The sequence below is a fragment of the Fictibacillus phosphorivorans genome (assembly GCF_001629705.1).
Taxonomy (GTDB): Bacteria; Bacillota; Bacilli; order Bacillales; family Fictibacillaceae; genus Fictibacillus; species Fictibacillus phosphorivorans_A.
In genome coordinates, this window is sequence record NZ_CP015378.1 from 1,863,886 (window position 1) to 1,881,124 (window position 17,239).

The 17,239-nt window shown below is 37.4% G+C and carries 21 protein-coding genes and 1 tRNA gene; 17 read left to right on the forward strand and 5 right to left on the reverse strand.

Going from position 1 to position 17,239, the window contains the following annotated elements; all coding sequences use genetic code 11:
• Positions 1 to 50: 50 nt before the first annotated feature.
• Together ABE65_RS09530 and ltaE are read left to right on the forward strand one after the other, a co-directional pair.
• Positions 51 to 815: a class I SAM-dependent methyltransferase gene (locus ABE65_RS09530; RefSeq protein ID WP_066394051.1), complete on the forward strand. Its 765-nt coding sequence runs from the start codon at positions 51 to 53 to the stop codon at positions 813 to 815.
• A 43-nt stretch (positions 816 to 858) separates the two neighbouring features.
• Positions 859 to 1,881: a low-specificity L-threonine aldolase gene (gene ltaE / locus ABE65_RS09535; RefSeq protein ID WP_066394054.1), complete on the forward strand. Its 1,023-nt coding sequence runs from the start codon at positions 859 to 861 to the stop codon at positions 1,879 to 1,881.
• Between the two features lie 219 nt (positions 1,882 to 2,100).
• Here ltaE and ABE65_RS09540 read toward each other — a convergent pair whose 3' ends face one another.
• Both ABE65_RS09540 and ABE65_RS09545 read right to left on the reverse strand, forming a co-directional pair.
• Positions 2,101 to 3,555: an amidase family protein gene (locus ABE65_RS09540; protein ID WP_066394056.1), complete on the reverse strand. Its 1,455-nt coding sequence runs from the start codon at positions 3,553 to 3,555 to the stop codon at positions 2,101 to 2,103.
• A 146-nt stretch (positions 3,556 to 3,701) separates the two neighbouring features.
• A complete protein-coding gene (locus ABE65_RS09545; RefSeq protein ID WP_066394060.1) occupies positions 3,702 to 4,436 on the reverse strand; it encodes a DUF6081 family protein in 735 nt (244 codons plus the stop codon).
• A 188-nt stretch (positions 4,437 to 4,624) separates the two neighbouring features.
• Between ABE65_RS09545 and ABE65_RS09550 the strand changes: the two genes are divergently transcribed.
• From ABE65_RS09550 to ABE65_RS09600, 11 genes are all read left to right on the forward strand, one after another.
• On the forward strand, positions 4,625 to 4,909 hold the full coding sequence (locus ABE65_RS09550; RefSeq protein ID WP_066394062.1) for a hypothetical protein: 285 nt from the start codon (positions 4,625 to 4,627) through the stop codon (positions 4,907 to 4,909).
• Between the two features lie 100 nt (positions 4,910 to 5,009).
• Positions 5,010 to 5,384 (forward strand): DUF2203 domain-containing protein, encoded by a 375-nt coding sequence (locus ABE65_RS09555; protein WP_066394065.1) that lies wholly within the window; start codon positions 5,010 to 5,012, stop codon positions 5,382 to 5,384.
• Positions 5,385 to 5,463: 79 nt separating this feature from the next.
• A tRNA-Arg gene (locus tag ABE65_RS09560) sits at positions 5,464 to 5,538 on the forward strand.
• A gap of 136 nt (positions 5,539 to 5,674) precedes the next feature.
• Positions 5,675 to 6,583: an oxygen-dependent tRNA uridine(34) hydroxylase TrhO gene (locus ABE65_RS09565; protein ID WP_066399990.1), complete on the forward strand. Its 909-nt coding sequence runs from the start codon at positions 5,675 to 5,677 to the stop codon at positions 6,581 to 6,583.
• A 142-nt stretch (positions 6,584 to 6,725) separates the two neighbouring features.
• Positions 6,726 to 7,043, forward strand: coding sequence for a hypothetical protein (locus tag ABE65_RS09570; RefSeq protein ID WP_066394069.1), 318 nt, complete (start codon positions 6,726 to 6,728; stop codon positions 7,041 to 7,043).
• A complete protein-coding gene (locus ABE65_RS09575) occupies positions 7,040 to 7,414 on the forward strand; it encodes a kinase-associated lipoprotein KapB (protein WP_066394070.1) in 375 nt (124 codons plus the stop codon). Before ABE65_RS09570 ends, ABE65_RS09575 begins: the two co-directional genes overlap by 4 nt.
• Before the next feature lie 52 nt (positions 7,415 to 7,466).
• Positions 7,467 to 8,288 (forward strand): NAD(+) synthase, encoded by an 822-nt coding sequence (gene nadE, locus ABE65_RS09580; RefSeq protein WP_066394074.1) that lies wholly within the window; start codon positions 7,467 to 7,469, stop codon positions 8,286 to 8,288.
• 90 nt (positions 8,289 to 8,378) lie between these two features.
• Positions 8,379 to 8,630 (forward strand): hypothetical protein, encoded by a 252-nt coding sequence (locus tag ABE65_RS09585; protein WP_066394077.1) that lies wholly within the window; start codon positions 8,379 to 8,381, stop codon positions 8,628 to 8,630.
• A gap of 198 nt (positions 8,631 to 8,828) precedes the next feature.
• Positions 8,829 to 9,701 carry a D-amino-acid transaminase gene (gene dat, locus ABE65_RS09590; protein WP_066394078.1) on the forward strand — a complete coding sequence of 291 codons (873 nt, stop codon included), beginning with the start codon at positions 8,829 to 8,831 and terminating at the stop codon, positions 9,699 to 9,701.
• A 15-nt stretch (positions 9,702 to 9,716) separates the two neighbouring features.
• Positions 9,717 to 10,289, forward strand: a complete 573-nt coding sequence (locus ABE65_RS09595; RefSeq protein WP_066394080.1) for a DUF502 domain-containing protein — start codon at positions 9,717 to 9,719, stop codon at positions 10,287 to 10,289.
• 88 nt (positions 10,290 to 10,377) lie between these two features.
• Positions 10,378 to 11,595, forward strand: coding sequence for a DUF2515 family protein (locus tag ABE65_RS09600; RefSeq protein WP_066394081.1), 1,218 nt, complete (start codon positions 10,378 to 10,380; stop codon positions 11,593 to 11,595).
• 9 nt (positions 11,596 to 11,604) lie between these two features.
• Here the strand turns inward: ABE65_RS09600 and ABE65_RS09605 are convergent, their stop codons facing one another.
• On the reverse strand, positions 11,605 to 12,006 hold the full coding sequence (locus tag ABE65_RS09605; protein ID WP_066394082.1) for a hypothetical protein: 402 nt from the start codon (positions 12,004 to 12,006) through the stop codon (positions 11,605 to 11,607).
• 159 nt (positions 12,007 to 12,165) lie between these two features.
• Here ABE65_RS09605 and ABE65_RS09610 point away from each other — a divergent pair, with 159 nt between their 5' ends.
• On the forward strand, positions 12,166 to 12,822 hold the full coding sequence (locus ABE65_RS09610) for a GDSL-type esterase/lipase family protein (protein WP_082861369.1): 657 nt from the start codon (positions 12,166 to 12,168) through the stop codon (positions 12,820 to 12,822).
• 135 nt (positions 12,823 to 12,957) lie between these two features.
• Here the strand turns inward: ABE65_RS09610 and proC are convergent, their stop codons facing one another.
• Positions 12,958 to 13,797 (reverse strand): pyrroline-5-carboxylate reductase, encoded by an 840-nt coding sequence (proC, locus tag ABE65_RS09615; RefSeq protein WP_066394084.1) that lies wholly within the window; start codon positions 13,795 to 13,797, stop codon positions 12,958 to 12,960.
• A 138-nt stretch (positions 13,798 to 13,935) separates the two neighbouring features.
• Here proC and ABE65_RS09620 point away from each other — a divergent pair, with 138 nt between their 5' ends.
• Complete coding sequence (locus tag ABE65_RS09620) at positions 13,936 to 14,349, forward strand: hypothetical protein (protein ID WP_066394086.1); 414 nt, start codon at positions 13,936 to 13,938, stop codon at positions 14,347 to 14,349.
• Here the strand turns inward: ABE65_RS09620 and ABE65_RS09625 are convergent.
• A complete protein-coding gene (locus ABE65_RS09625; protein WP_066394088.1) occupies positions 14,331 to 15,155 on the reverse strand; it encodes a GDSL-type esterase/lipase family protein in 825 nt (274 codons plus the stop codon). The genes ABE65_RS09620 and ABE65_RS09625 overlap by 19 nt on opposite strands.
• Positions 15,156 to 15,242: 87 nt before the next feature.
• Here ABE65_RS09625 and ABE65_RS09630 point away from each other — a divergent pair, with 87 nt between their 5' ends.
• Positions 15,243 to 16,187, forward strand: coding sequence for a DMT family transporter (locus ABE65_RS09630; RefSeq protein WP_066394090.1), 945 nt, complete (start codon positions 15,243 to 15,245; stop codon positions 16,185 to 16,187).
• A 73-nt stretch (positions 16,188 to 16,260) separates the two neighbouring features.
• Complete coding sequence (msrA, locus tag ABE65_RS09635) at positions 16,261 to 17,223, forward strand: peptide-methionine (S)-S-oxide reductase MsrA (protein ID WP_066394092.1); 963 nt, start codon at positions 16,261 to 16,263, stop codon at positions 17,221 to 17,223.
• Positions 17,224 to 17,239: the final 16 nt, after the last annotated feature.

The window sequence follows — 17,239 nt, forward strand, 5'->3', positions numbered from 1 at the left end:
GGCCGATCACGAATAGGAATTGTCCATAATAAAACAGATAGGTGAAAACAATGATCATAACGACAGCTGGAAAGAATGCAATACGATTAAGAAACAAAGCACAAGAAGTTGCCGTAACGATAGACGGTACTTTTGTGGAGAGAGAGAACCGTTCCATCTCTTCGATGATAAGTACATATCATGACCATGTTCTTATGATCGGAGTGGACAAACTTTCCTATCATCCAAAAGACGGAAGCACACCGTTCTTTTTCCATCCCAATTCTTCCATGTTTCGTGTTAAACAGATTCTTCGAGGAGAAAAAGATGCTTTTATAGAAGCGACTCAGCTCAAAGAGGGGATGAAGATCTTAGACTGTACGCTAGGATTAGCCTCTGATGCGATCGTTGCTAGTTTAGTAGCAGGAAGATCAGGATCTGTTATCGGAGTAGAAAGCAGCAGAGCCATATCATTTGTCGTGAAGAGTGGTCTTCAAGTGTGGGATTCTAACTCTGAAAAAATGAATGAAGCAATGAGAAGAATTGAAGTGGTATATGAAAATCATTATGAATTTCTAAAAAAACAGCACGACAACAGCTTTGATGTGGTTTATTTTGATCCGATGTTTGAATCAACGATCTCATCACCTGGCATTCAAGGGTTAAAGAGCAGTGCTGATTATAATGAACTTACAGAAGAGACCATCAAAGAAGCCAAAAGAGTAGCTTCAAAACGAGTTGTGATGAAAGATAACAAAACGAGTACGAAGTTTAATGACTTAGGATTCTCCGTTATTAAACGAAACGCCAGTTTTTTATATGGTGTGATCGAATGATTGTAGTATCTTTTTGAATCGAATAAATCGGATGAGGTGGAACATGATCGATCTTAGAAGTGATACGCTAACGCAACCTACTAAAGAAATGAGAGACGCCATCTATACTGCTTCTGTTGGTGATGACGTATATGGAGAAGATCCAACCATAAACAAACTTGAAAAGATGGCTGCTGAGATAACAGGAAAAGAGGCAGCTCTGTTTGTTACAAGCGGTACACAAGGAAATCAATTGGCGGTACTTGCTCAATGTTCACCTGGGGATGAGATCATCGTGGAATCAGAGTCTCATATCTTCTTTTATGAAGGAGCTGCTATCTCAGCATTAGCAGGTGTTCAGCCAAGAGTGATTGAAGGAGTACGGGGTGAGATGGATCCTGTTTCAGTCAAACAAGCGATTCGTTCTGAGGATATTCATTTTCCAGATACAACGTTGATCTGCCTTGAGAATACACATAACCGTTCAGGAGGATCTGTCGTTTCATTAGATAACATGAAAAAGATATATGATGTGGCACAAGAGGCAGGAATTCCTGTACATATCGATGGAGCGAGGCTATTTAATGCAGCTGTAGCAACAAATAAGAATGTGACGGATTATACCCAATACTGTGATTCAGTACAGTTCTGTTTATCAAAAGGATTAGGCTCACCAGTGGGTTCCATTCTTGCAGGAGACAAGAAGTTTATACAAAAAGCCCGAAAATGGAGAAAACGTTTAGGCGGAGGAATGAGACAAGCTGGTTTCTTGGCGGCAAGTGGTATCATTTCGTTAACAAAGATGGTAGACCGATTATCAGAAGATCATGATAAAGCACAAAAGCTGGCAGAAGCGATCGAAGGTATGAACGGGTTAGAACTAGTCAATAAACCCGATACAAACATCGTCATCATAAATATTGAAAACACAAAACAAAAGAATGAAGAGTTTTTAGAAAGACTAAAGCAAGAAGGAGTTCTTGCTGTATCGTTCGGCGAAGGACAGATCCGATTAACAACGCATTATGATGTAAGTGATGAAGATATCAATCATGCCATTTCTGCAATAAGGCGAGTCGTAAGATAATAGAATGTATGAAAATAACTGATGGGTCAAGGAATTACAAATAAAAGGATGAGCCCCTACATGAAGGCTCATCCTTTGCGTTTTTTAAACCGTTTCTTTGCCTGTTGATTGAAGGATAAGATGCGAGCTAGCACAAGTGGCTAGTCCTAAAAGTGAAAGTGGCTCGGCCAGCCCCGAAAAGCAAAAGGTGAATGGACAACTGCTTTTATATAAATTCTATTAAAATACTACAGGAACTCTCTTGTTAGATCTCTGTTCAAAGATATAAGCCGCTTGTATGAGTTTTTTCTCGGAGTATGCCTCTCCGGTAAAAATCACACTTAACGGCATTCCATCAGCATCAAACCCAGAGGGAACTGAAATGGAAGGATATCCTGCTTTTGCAGGAATACCGTACCAGACATCATTTGGACTGATTATGGCAGTCAAGTTATTTTCCTCTATGACAAGATCTATTCCTTTTTTCTGTGTCATTTCAAGATCGTTTAATTTCGCTTTAAGGTATTCTGGACTTGTTAAATTTCCGTCAGTCTTATTACTTTCTAACAACAGCTCTTGGTTGTGCTTTAAACATCTTTCTTTATTCTGTTCATTAAAATTTATAACATCTGATAAAGAGGAGATCTTAATCTTTGTTGGAACGGTACTTAAATAATGATTAAGACCAGACTTGAACTCGTGTAAGAGAACCTTATAATCTGACTCCATTTTCTCTAAGGGGGAGATCTGATTCAAATATATAATTTCTCCACCTTCATCCTCTATGAGCTTTAATGCTTCATCGAAGACTGATCTTTGTGTATGATTTAAATGCTGTATACAAAATTCGTACGATACCCCGAATCGTTTTCCTTTTAGTGTGGCTTGTTCTAGACCTTCTATATAACTCATCTTGTTTGGAGCGGAAAATGTTGCAGGATCTAGTGGGTCATTACCCTGTATCGCTTCTAAAAGGATCGCAGCATCTTTAACTTTACGTGCCATAGGACCTGCAGTATCTTGACTAATTGAAATGGGAATGATGCCGGATCGAGAGACTAAGCCAACAGTGGGTTTAATTCCTACGATGTTATTATTTCCAGCGGGACATAGGATTGAGCCTGAGGTTTCAGTTCCTATGCTTAGAGCTGCAAAATTACTCGCTATCGCTGCCGCTGAGCCAGAACTAGATCCACTCACATCTAATACCCCAGGTCCGTATGGATTCAATACTTGACCTCCTCTAGAACTAAAACCGTTTGGCATATCGTATGCCATGAAGTTCGCCCACTCCGTCATATTTGCTTTTCCGATAATAACTGCACCAGCTTCTCTTAACTTTTTAACAAGAAAAGCATCCTTTTTTGCATAATGATTTTCTAAAGCAAGAGATCCTGCACTTGTATGCATCTGATCAGCAGTGTCGATATTATCTTTTATGATGATGGGCACCCCGTGTAGGGGTCCTCGAACATTTCCGTTCTTTCTTTCAACATCGAGACTTCTTGCAATGAATAAAGCATGAGGGTTGATTTCTAACACAGAGTTTATCTTAGGTCCTTGTTTATCGAATGAAGAAATACGATCTAGATAAAAAGTTACAAGTTCAAGTGATGTTAGATCACCGTTCTCAAAATGATGTTGTATTTTTTCTAGTGTGATCTCATTTAAATCTAACACGATATTTTGTGACATTCTGCCGCATCCTCTCTTAATTACTCATTACTTATTATATAAAACTGTCGCAAAAAAAGGAATTTTCAAAGTATTTATAGAATAAATAAAAAAAGGCCCGCATCATGCAGACCTTTAAGGTTTTAAGCCGATTTTTGTACTATTCACTAAAAAGATACTTTCATTGGTGACCATTCACCGATTATCCCTTGACCATGAAGCGAGGTGCTTCCTTTAGGTGATAAGTCTTTCTCGGTCATAAGTCCTAGTGCTACGGTGAACTCATTAAACTTGATCGGCACATCTTTTTCAGTTCGAACGATATTTCCGTTCACTAAGAACTTTACTTCATCAGCTGATCGGTTATAAGTGATCTCAAATTCGTTCCATTCTCTTTGATTGAATTCTTGATCTTCTTTAAAGATACAAAAGTATCTTGTTTTATCTGTTTCAGGTACTGAGACCCCTGGAAATGGGAGTACAGCATATACACTTGCATACTGATCGTTACCTGCAAAGAAATCAAGTGCTGCTCCTGTAGTGAAGTCTAATAAGTTTACAGAAACGAAACCATCATACAGATCATTCGCATTCGTTCCGATTGGACGTGAACGCATTTTCCATTGAAAAGAAACGGTTCCGTCTTGTGGCACTTTGATCGGATCATTTGAATAATACATGTGTTTTGCATTATCTAAGAACTGAACAGAAGGGTGGGATTTAGTGAATGGATTTACTCTAACATACAGCTCGTCATTACGAACGATAACAACTGCCTCAGGCTCTCTAAATTCATGGAAGGATCCATCGGGGAGAGGGAAACCTCCGATCTTCCACGTTTCAGACTCAGTCAGGATAGAATGGAAATTGCCGAGCACGATTTCATTTTGATGTTTTTTCATTAAACACAGCTCCTAGTTAATTGCTTATAAATATATTTAATCAAATTTAGATTGATGAGGCAAATGCTGGCTTTTCTATTAATACCCGTCCACAAAAAACTAGATTTCTAGGATGGACAAGTATATTTCAGAAAAAACTGAATAATAATGGTATTAAGAGCTCGCAAATTAAAGGGAGGGTGTTCTCTATGAAAACGGTATCTCAAATTAATTTACGAAAAGAAAAGGAAAAAACGTTCTCAAGCGATGATAGAATCATGTTGTTTATTACGAAGTTCCACCTTAAATCAAAAAGGGATAAATGGTTGACGTTAAGGCTTCTGTTAAGAAGAGGCTCTTTAGATCTTGTTGAGCAAATCTTGATCAGCTCAGAATATCGAAGAGATTTCCCAGAACTTCTTGAAGATGAAACAGTTAGGGATTTTTATTTAGACCTAAAGAATCCAAAGAAAGATATATGTCTTACCGTTTAACCTTTTGGGTAACCCAAAAGGTTTTCTTCTTGTCATTTTTGTGTGCAAAGTATTTATCATTTGTTATAATACGAACAAGAAGACGAAGGAGAACGATGTAATGAAGCGCTATACATTAGAAGAAGCCAACCAATTGCTTCCGGTCCTCTCAAAAGAGTTTGATTCACTACATAATCTTCAAAGAGAGTTTGACTTGTGGTATGAATCCTTTCAGCAGGTCGAGCCTCAGTTGAATGCTGAAGAAAAAGCGGCTTGGGAAAAAAGAATTCAATTTATGGAGCTGGAAGCTGAAATGTTCATTTCAAATATCTTGTCTCATGGTGTTTGGTTTGAAGATGCCTTCTCATCGACACTCCATTTTCCTGCTATCCTAAATGGAGAAAAAGGTGTATTCAAATGGCATCCTGAAGAACCCGTTATCACCGTCTATGAGAGTGTTGAAGAAAACTTGGATTCACTTCATTTGGTAAATTAAGGTTAGCTTATGGGATTCATGTAAATAACACTTGTATTATTCTCAAAAAAAGCTTATGATATTAATCGTGACGTAATTAGCGCCTATAGTGAAATGGATATCACACGAGATTTCGGCTCTCGTATTCTGGGTTCGAATCCTGGTGGGCGCGCCACTTCCAATTGAATATCTAAGAATATCGGTTAGACCGGTACTCACCACGGGGATGGCAATTGGGACCGGTGGTTTTTTATTTGGCGTCACAAAAATAAACTAACGTTGCAGGTTGGTGATTAATTGTGTCAGAAAAAATGAGAGTACTATTGTATTACAAGTATGTTCCGATCGATGATCCAGAGAGCTACAAAGACGAGCATCTAAAGTTTTGTAAAGATTTAGGCCTTTTAGGCAGGATAATCGTTGCTCCTGAGGGAATCAATGGAACCGTTTCAGGAACGTATGAACAGACTCAAATCTATATGGATCATCTAAAAGCAGATCCGCGATTTGAAGATATTGTTTTTAAAATAGATGAGGTTGAAGAACATGCATTCAAAAAGATGTTTGTTCGTCATAAAAAAGAGCTCGTAACTTGGCGCTTTGAAGATGATGTTGATCCGAATCAATTGTCAGGTAAACGTTTATCTCCAAAAGAATTTTACGAAGCCCTGCAAGATGAAGATGTGATCGTAATCGATGGTCGTAACGACTATGAATATGAGATCGGCCATTTTCGCGGTGCGATCCGCCCAGATGTAAAAGCATCAAGAGATTTTCCGAAATGGGTACGCGAAAATATTAGCCAGTTTAAAGATAAAAAAGTCTTAACGTACTGTACCGGTGGAATCCGTTGTGAAAAGTTCTCAGGCTTTCTTCTACAAGAAGGGTTTGAAGATGTATCACAGCTTGACGGCGGAATCGTGACGTATGGTAAAGACGATGAAGTTCAAGGAAAGCTTTGGGACGGTAAACTTTACGTGTTCGATGAACGTATCTCCGTTCCTGTAAACCGTACAGAGGAAGATGTAGTGATCGCTACATGCTATTATTGCGGTAAAACAGAAGATCGTTATGTGAACTGTGCAAACCCTGAATGTAATAAACAACATGTTTGTTGTACAGAGTGTGAAGTGAAACATAAGCGTTCTTGTTCGAAAGAATGTTTAGATCACCCACGCAACCGTTACGAGACGGAACAAAAAGAACAACAAACCGTTTAAGCTTGTAAAGCCAGTGATTATACTGGCTTTTTTTATTTTCCTGTTTTAAAGTTAACGATATATAGTCATAACTTTTACATCAAACATGGAAAACATAACAGATGCAAAAACAGATAATAGAGTAATTAAAGAGGTGATAGAGTTGAATAATAAAGCTAACGATATTTCTAAACAAGTGATAAGTAATTATCAAAAAGATGAGGGTATGATGATCATCATCTATGCTCAATGGTGTGTAAATAATAAGCTCGATCCTAAAGCCGTCTATCTTAAAGCTTACCCAGACCAAATGAATAATGACTATGTGATGCATATGCTCGAACAAACGGTTTCAATCGAAGAAGCAGAGCACATTCCTCATGATACCGTACTTCAAGTTTTATCGATGTTTGGTAATGATGACCTTGCCTTTGTAGTCTCTAATGAAATTCAGACGATGAAGGAGACAATGAAAAGATGACCATCGATAATCTTGTTATCGCAAGTTATAAAACGGGGCAATATATTGGGAAAGCGGGAGAAGAGCGGAATCAAATGGTTTTGTTTGAAGTGCTTGCAGTAAAAAAACATCCTTGGCAAGGCGATCTTCATAATCCTAAACAAGCAGAAGTCCCATTTTTTCAGGAAAGAAGAGCGCTGAGTTTTAAAGAAAAAACATGGGTGCCCGTACATACAGTAAAAAACTTTGATGGTGAACTTCTCCCGTACAAAGAATCTCTAAAACAAGCCTTAGATCAATACATAAAGAAACTGGAAGAGGACGATAGCCCATGGGCAAAACGTTCATTGGAATGTTTGTATTCATTAGAAAAAGATTATAAGTTTGATTAAAAGTAGATCGACAGTGGAAAGAGATAATATAGACCAAAAGGTGGCGATAGAATTGGAACTTCAAAAACAGATTATTTCAGAATTGAAAGTAGAACCTAAAATTAATGCGAAAGAAGAGGTTACATCAAGAATTCAATTTTTAAAAGATTATGTAAAAAAATCGGGTGCCAAAGGGTATGTCCTCGGCATCAGTGGTGGACAAGACTCGAGTCTGGCCGGAAAATTAGCTCAGATTGCCATGAACGAGCTTAAAGAAGAAACAGGAGAAACATATACATTTGTTGCGGTTAGACTTCCGTACGGTGTTCAAAAAGATGAAGAAGATGCTCAGCGTGCACTGACATTCATAGAGCCAGATGTATCTTTAACCGTAGACATTAAACCAGCAGTTGACGCATCTGTAAGTGCGTTTAAAAAGGCGACCGAAAAAGAACTTTCTCACTTTCTTAAGGGGAACACGAAAGCACGTGAAAGAATGAAAGTACAATACGACATTGCAGGTGCTTATCAATGTTTGGTCATCGGTACAGATCATGCAGCAGAGGCAATAACAGGATTTTTCACAAAACATGGTGATGGAGCATGCGATATCATTCCACTGTACGGCTTAAACAAAAGACAAGGAAGAGAGCTTCTGAAAGAATTAGGTGCAGAGGAACGCCTCTATTTAAAAGTTCCTACAGCTGATCTTGAAGATGACAAACCACTTATTCCGGATGAAACAGCGCTTGGAGTGACTTACGAAGAAATTGATGATTATCTTGAGGGTAAAGAATTGTCTTTAGAATCTAAAGAAAAAATTGAAAAGAGATATCTTCAAACTATGCATAAGAGAAATCATCCTGCTTCCATCCATGATACGTGGTGGAAGTAATGCGGAGAACACCTGGAAAACCAGGTGTTTTTGTTTTGTCTTTTTTAGGTTATACTTGTTCTTGGAATAAGGGGAAGGGGATACATAACTTTGAGTAAAACGGCGAAGATCATCATCTCATTAGGTGTCATATTTTTAGCATATTTTGTATATGATACCATCAATCGCGAGAACGAAAGAAAAGATAAATTAAATGTTATCGACGAGCATTTTAAGAAACCTTTTAAGATTGAAGAAGAGTTGAAAGAACAGTATGATAATGATTTTCTGATCGAAATGGACAAGGAACTTTATATTGTCACCGTAGAAAATAATAAAGTCGTAAAAACAGTAAAGCAATAATGAGAAAGAAACCGCTTATCAATAGCGGTTTTTTGTTTGAATGTGACTTTTGCGTTTTAATCGAGGAAAGTGAGCATCTCTTTATGAAAATGACAACAAAGAAAACATACAAAGTGACTCTTGAAGGCATTCTCTTTTTCATTTAAAGTAGATGAAAGCTCAATTGTATACATATTATGTAGATGGGGTGGTAAAATCATGGAAAATTCATACGTATTGTATCATGATCAAATTATTAAAGACGGATCATTACCAGTTGATCCGGAAGACAGAGGCTACCATTTTGGAGATGGGATTTATGAAGTGGTCTTTGTTTATGACAAAAAACCTTTTGCGTTTAAAGAGCATTTTGCGAGGTTTGAACAAAGTGCAGAGAAACTAGAACTTGCGATGCCATATGATGTATCTACGTTTAAAAAGCTGACAGATGAACTGATCAGTAAGAACAACATCGAAAATGGAATGGTCTATATTCAGATGACGCGGGGAGTAGCACCAAGAAATCATCTTTATGAAAGAAATATGCAAAGTGTTGTCACAGGTTTTGCAAAATCCTTTTCACTTGAAAACATCGCTGAATCTCAAGCGAAGGGAATCAGCACGTATCTAACAGAGGACATCCGTTGGCTACGATGCGACATCAAGAGCTTAAACCTTCTTGGAAACGTGATGGCAAAACGGAAAGCTGCAGATTTTGACTGTCAAGAAGCGGTTCAGCACAGAGATGGAACAGTAACAGAAGGATCTTCTTCCAACGTTTTCATCGTAAAAAATGGAACATTGAAAACACATCCGAGTACTAATTTAATCTTAAATGGTATCACGAGACAAATCGTCATTCAATTAGCAAAAGAAAATGGGATCTCAGTTATAGAAGAAGCTTTTTCTGTAGAGGAGCTTTTAAAGGCAGACGAAGTTTTCATTACAAGTACAACGATGGAAGTTACACCAGTCAAAAAACTTGTAGGATCTGAGAATCAGTCATACGATATTGGTCCTATTACTTTGAAATTGCAGGACCATTTTAAGAAACAGATTAAAAAGAATATTTCTCTTGTTAACGAGTCTTAAGTTGAAGAGGGAAACATGAAAAAATTACTCAAGTACTTTATTAATGGACTGTTGACGATCCTTCCGATCGTGTTAGCGGTTTATATGATATATAAGATTTTTGGATTCTTAGATAGCATCCTTGGGAACTTATTAAAAGATGTTTTAAAAGAAGATTATATTCCTGGGATCGGACTCTTCACAACACTCGTATTGATTACGCTCTTAGGCTGGATGTCTACTCAATATGTATCAGGAAAAATATTTAGTCTCATTGATCGTTTGCTAGAGAAGACACCATTTGTTAAGACGATTTATTCTGTGATAAAAGATACGATCCATTCTCTGTTTGGAGAGAAAAGATCTTTTTCCAAAGTTGTACTGATCGAATATCCAGAACTGAACTTAAAAAGTGTTGGTTTTGTTACGACTGAAGATGTAAGTAGTTTAAGTGACGAGTTGGCAGATCATGTTGCGGTGTACATCCCTCAAACATTTCAGATTGCCGGCTTTACTTTTTTAGTCCCAAAGAACAAGATCAAAATTCTTGATATAAAACCTGAAGATGCCATGAAGTTTTTATTATCTGGTGGCGTCGCAACTAAATAAGGTAGCCGATTAACAAACACCCTTGTAATGGAAAGGGTGTTTTTCGTTTCTTTTTTTCATACATTGTTAGAAAAGGAGGGTGTTAAGATTGGTAACTTCAAAACGGCTATTTACAAAATTAACACTACTCCCGTTTGAAATGGTTATAAACGCTATTCCGTTTATTCATAAAGAAAAAGTAATTTGGGAACTAAGTGAAATTCAGAAGACGTTACTTCAAGAAGAGTGGAGGAGAATAAAAAGAAGAACGGATGGAATTAAGGTAAATATTCAAAGCAATAGTAAAGAATTAGTTCAAAGAATCAGGTCGGAGACAAAACGCAACAACAAGAATAACATTACGCGTACTGCAGCCTATTTAGCTTTTTATAATCAACATCCTGAGATCACATGGTCATTCTTGGCACATATGGTCTCAAGAAATGCTGGATATTTTATGAGTGATCTAAAAGGTGAGTACTTACCACATATTCTAGATGAGGCGTTTCTAGAGAAATTATACGACATGCTTGAGAGAGGAAACAGTATGATCTTCGAGGATGCCTATCCTCAATTACTTTTATATGAAGAGAGTAAAATCTCAGGAAGATCTCTGTTTTATCTTAGTCATCATTTTAATGTTTCTCCTTTTATTGAAGGAGTTTGGGAGGTTTATTTACGACAAGAAGATCAGAGTTTTTTATTACCCGTCGCACAGATTATAAATGAACAGAGTCATATTGAAAAAGCGCTTCTTCAAAAGGAAGAGTATAAACAATTATTAGATTCTATCTCATATCGACTACAAGAATGGCTGAAGCTTTCTCAAATCTTGTTTCCTATTTGGCCCTTGAAGCGTTCGATAGGAAGAAACATGAACCATTTTAAAAATCCGAACGAAAGAATTCGCTTAGGGCAGCATTTATATTCCACATTATTTCAGCCACAATTTGTAACGAAGATACACAGATTTGCAAATATTTTTCCTCATACGGGATCGCGATGTGATTATGATAACGATAGCTTTAAAGCTTATTATTCGCCTCCTGAAAAGTTTCCTAAAGAAAAGCTCTCTTTTTTTAAGACGAAAAAAACAAAAAAAATTTATAGTCCATTTCTTCTGGATGTATGGAAGCATCCATTTCATGGACCCCATCCATTCTCAGATTGGTTTGATGATGAAGAGTACGTGATAAAGAAGATGAAGTTAGTCGATAAACGTTCACCATCCACTTGGATGACGTATTGGTCTGGTCTTCACAAAATAGAGTCTGTGTTTCTATTTAACCGGTATTATCAGTTGCTCAAAAAAAATAGAAACCTTTGATAAAGGCTTCTATTTAAAGAAGGAAAGGATGTTACCCATTTGCTGTGCAAGGCCCATAACTTGATTAGCTCCGCCCATCATTTTTCCAAAGTTTAGTCCAGATCCTTGATTGTTCGGCATCATGCCCATTGAACTTTGACTGCCCTGCGATTGCTGCTGATTAAAAGGCATACCTTGCATCATAGGGTGTGGCATCCCACCAGGGGGCATCATGGGCATCATATACGGCATGAAAGGCTGTTGAGTGAATCCTTGTGAATATTGCTGTTGTGGCATAGCTGGAGCTTGAGCTGCAGGAGCGTATGGTGGTCTGCCGGGTACCGTCTGGCTATTTGCATATCCCTTTGCAGTAGGTGTAGTAAAAGGATCATATCCGCCATATGGGAACATTCTTACAGATTTCTCTTTCAAAAAAAATCACCTCATAATAGTTTCTATATATGTATATTCAACGATCGAAAAAGGGACATAACCCTTTTGTGGAAGTGATGAAAACGCCCTGTCCAAATTTAAAACACATCATATTTTAATAATAGAAATGTGTGCTTCGAAAAGGAGGATAAGGGATTTATGTCTGATGATCATACTTCATATGAATGGATGTTAACCGCGATTGGTGATTCCTTAACTGTTGGAGTAGGGGCACCAGTGTTCGGAAAAGGGTATGTTGGAAGGTATGTAAACTTCACACAAACCACTTTTGATAAGCAGATCTTAGTGAAAAACTTCGCAGTAACAGGAACAACATCTGAAGAAATATTAAAGTCCTTAAAAGAAAAAGAAATCAAGTGGGCGATTAAGAATTCAAAAATCATTTTGATTACAGCGGGTGGCAACGACCTCATACAAGCGGCTTTTAAATATATGTTTACGAAGGAAGAAGATTTGATCTACCACGCGCTTGAAAACTGCAAAAAAAATCTGAACAAAATCTTCAAGAAAATCTATAAAATAAAAAAAAATTCAACTGATCCGTTCATCATTAGAATATGCACGCTATATAATCCGTATTTTAAATGGAGTAAAGCCATGCAATGGGTGAACATGTTTAACGATCTGATCAAAAGCTATGAGAAGATGCCTTATGTAAAAGTAGCTGATTTATATAGTGTGTTTATGGGTAGAGAAAGTGAGCTAGTATGTTTTGATACGATTCATCCCAATAAGAAAGGCTATCAAGTAATAGCCGTTTCTTTGTTTGATTTAGGCTTCCCTGAAATTGAGTGATGAGTTTTCCCTTACTCAATTTCAACAAAATTTCACGTACCGTATGTATATATCATTATTTAAAAGATAAAATCAGCACCTAAACAAAAAAAGAAGAGCTGCCACAATAATGACAGCTCCTCTCTGGAATTTTACTTACATAACAGGAACTTTTTCAAATTCTTTTCTGAGTGATTTTGATCGTTTTGCAGCATGTTCCACCGCTTTTTCAATGGCAACACCACCGCCATTCTCTGCAAGTGCTTCTAGACCTGCTGCTGTAGTACCATTTGGTGAAGTCACTTTCTTTCTGAGTTCAGCAGGTGAATCATCAGATTCCATCACCATCTTACTTGCGCCATAAAGAGTTTGTGCAGCGATGTCGCGAGCTAGTTCACGATCGAGTCCGTTTTCTACAGCTACATCTTCCATATGTTCCAGCAGATAATAAAAATAAGCAGGCCCACTACCGGCTATTCCAGTGAAAACATCCATCTGTTTTTCGGAGATGATTTTTACTTTTCCGATCGCTTTCGATAATTCTTGAGCTAAATCCAAATCTTCATTTTTCACATACTTACCGGCACAAATACCTGTGATAGATTCACCAATCATACTTGAAGTATTAGGCATCACGCGAACAATAGGCAAAGATCTGTCGATGATCTCCTCTATATACGATGTTGAAATTCCGGCAAGAACGGATAAGATGACATGGTGATCTTGAAGAGCGGGTCTAAGTTGTTGAAGTACTTCTTCCGCTTGTTTTGGTTTTACCGCAAGAATAATCACGTCTGTGTTTGATAATGATAGTTCTCGAACTGAAGTTGTTGTAATGTTATATTTGTTAGTTAGTTCAAATCTTCTGTTTTCATTCGTGTGGTTTGCGGCTATGATTCGATCAGGAGAAATTCCAGCTTTGTGGATCAATCCCGAAATCATTGCTTCTGCCATTGAACCAGCACCAATAAACGTAATATTTCTGTATTTTAACATGCAACCCCTCTTTCAAAGATTTTACTTATTTATAAAGTACTATGTTAACATCTTCACAAATATATGCAAGTCGTTATGTTCATTTCCATCTAATTGTAATATGATTTTTACATAAGGAAATAAAAGGGGAGAGCATGGATGAAATTTTACGTCGCTTCAGGATTTCAAAACAAAGAGCTTGTAAAAAAGATAGGGAATGACCTACAAAAAAATTTTAAATGGCAGCTGACTTATGATTGGACGCTAAACGATAGGGCAGAGACGAAAGAAGATTTAGCTGCAATAGGAATTAAAGAATATGAAGCCGTTATGGAAGCGGATATAACGATTGTGATATTACCTGGTGGAAAAGGGTGTCATACAGAGCTTGGTATTGCATTAGGAAATAAGAAAACCGTAATCTTGTATGATCCAGAGGGTCTGCTGAAAAAATTAACAGAAGCTACTACATTTTATTTTCTGCCAGAGATCATCCATTGGAATGGGGTAGTAGAAGAACTGCCTTCCTTATGCAGCTCTTCTGTACCTGGACCTTATTGTGCCTCTTTATAAGATTGATTTTGAAAGGTTGTAACTGTTTTATTTGCAATCCTATCGTATCCTTCATCGTTTGGATGGATGGAATCAAAAAGCCATTTATCCATATCTTCTGTTTGAAGGGCATCACTAACAGGAACAACCATGGCTGGTTTGTGTGAAAGGGCTGTTTCGTAAGCGATTAAATTCCAATCATTTAAAAGCTTTTCAGTAGCTGGATAATATTTTTGCTCAGCATTCACAACGTTGTATAATTCATTCAAAACGATTATTGCATTCGGGTTATGTTTTCTGATGTTTTCAAAAATGTCGTTTAAATTCTGCTGATATTCAGTTTTAACGTCATCATAACTTTGTATCGCTTTTAGAGGGCCTTGTTTTTTTGCTATTTGTACGAGGTCATTACCGCCGATATTGATTGAAATGATATCTGCTTTTTCAACAGATTGTTGAACGGCTGGAATCTCCAATTGATTCAATAATCCTTGACTCGTAAAACCGGAAACACCCTGATTTTCGAGAATGATGGTTTTACCAGTTAAATTCTGAAGATTTCCATTAACTTTACTAGCGAAACCGCCTTCTTCAGAGCCTCTACCTTCAGCAACAGAATCACCGAGTACAAGGTGGTTCAATGTTGACTTTGAAGATTTTTTCAGATAATCAAGATAAGTGATCTGCTTTGAATCCGAAGAAGCATCCTGGTTGATCACAGATTCTTTTTTAATCTGGGCTATTTTATATTGTGGATAGTAGTACCACCCGACTGCACTTATGACCAACAGCAAAACAAACAAGGAGATGATATATCTCTTTTTCATATATATCCTCCTGTATGAGAAGTTTTTAATAAAAGTATTAGTTATAGATAATATCATAAATATGCCTAGAAAGTGAAAGGTGACAACTTGAATAACACTTCTTTAAAGATACCTGTTTTTATCCCTTTAATAATAGGAATTATCGCAATATCATTTTCTTCCATTTTTGTTAAATGGTCAGATGCTCCAGTCTCTGTTCAAGGGATGTATCGTTTATTATTTACTTTGATCATGATGTTGCCGTTTGTTTGGAAACAAGCACGATATTTGAAACAAATCAATTGGCGAGAAACCTTTTTACTGATTTTATCAGGAGCCTTTTTAGCTCTTCATTTTTTATTCTGGATGGGATCATTAAAGTTAACTACCGTAGCAAGTTCAACGATATTACTTTCTCTACAGCCTGTTTTTGTAATGATTGGGGCATACATAGCCTTTCGGGAAAAAACGTCTAAAGCTGCTATCATTGGGATGATGGTTGCCATCCTCGGCGCAATAATGATTGGATGGGGAGACATTGGCATCTCAGCAAAACATATCCAAGGAGATCTTTTATCTATTTTAGGTACGATTGTAGTTGCGGCCCATATGTTGATCGGCCAAAAGCTTCTTAAGACATTTCCTGCTACGCTTTATAGTTTTACGGTATTTCTTGTAGCTGTCATTGTATTTGGAATCTATAATCTAACATTAAATATACCCATGACTGGCTATCCTGAGAAGGAGTGGGGGATCTTTTTACTGCTTGCCATCATACCAACTGTGTTTGGACATGTATTGTTCAATTGGCTATTAAAATATGTAACAGCTGCTACGATATCAATGGCAATATTAGGTGAACCTGTAGGGGCTACATTGCTAGCATACCTATTTCTTGGTGAATCACTAACCCTTTCCCAATGGAGTGGTGGTGCTATCGTATTAGCGGGACTGTATTATTTCTTGCAAAATACGCGAAAACAAAATAAACGAACAACCCCTGCGCCGATCAAGCCGCCACTCACATCAGGTCCCATTGTGAAAAAAGGGTAAGAGCCTATTTCTATGCTTTTGTATGACATTCTTATATGATGAAACAAATAGATGAAAAAAGGAGATTGATTTTATGAGTAACTATGCAAAAGCGACTTTTGCTGGAGGATGCTTTTGGTGTATGGTCACACCTTTTGAAGAGTGGCCAGGCATCATTTCTGTAGAATCGGGCTATACAGGTGGTCACAAAGAGAACCCGACATACAAAGAAGTCTGCAGTGAAACAACCGGCCATTTTGAGGCAGTCCAAATTACATTTGATCCATCCATCATTTCGTATGAGAAAATCGTCTCTGTTTTTTGGAAACAAATTGATCCTACTGATGCTGGCGGACAATTTTACGATCGTGGAGATTCCTACCGCACTGCCATTTTCTTTCATGACGATGAACAAAAATTGATTGCTGAGAATTCAAAAAAGGAACTTGAAGAGAGCGGCCGATTCGACAAACCAATCGCAACATTAATTTTACCAGCTGTTACATTTTATCCTGCTGAAGAATATCATCAAGATTATCATAAAAAGAATCCGTTTCATTACAAGCGTTATCGTCAAGGCTCAGGTCGAGATGTCTTTATCAAATCACATTGGGTAGACAGTGGGCAAAAAGAAGAAATACTAAAGTCACTAAATCCTATGCAGTATAACGTTACACAAAACGATGGAACTGAACCTCCTTTTCAAAATGAATTTTGGAATCATACAGAAGAAGGTATCTATGTAGATATCGTTTCTGGGGAACCTCTTTTCAGTTCTTTAGATAAATTTGATAGCAGTTGTGGATGGCCTAGTTTTACAAAGCCAGTTCGTTCATCTACCGTTGAAGAAAAAGAAGACTTGTCTCACGGTATGATCCGAACGGAAGTTAGAAGTAAGGATGCAGATTCTCATTTAGGACATGTATTCACAGATGGTCCTCGAGATCGAGGAGGATTAAGATATTGCATCAATTCTGCAGCACTTCGTTTTATTCCTAAGAACGAACTAAAAGAAAAAGGATACGGAGAATATCTCACTCTGTTTGAACAAAAATAAACCAGCTCAAAGCTGG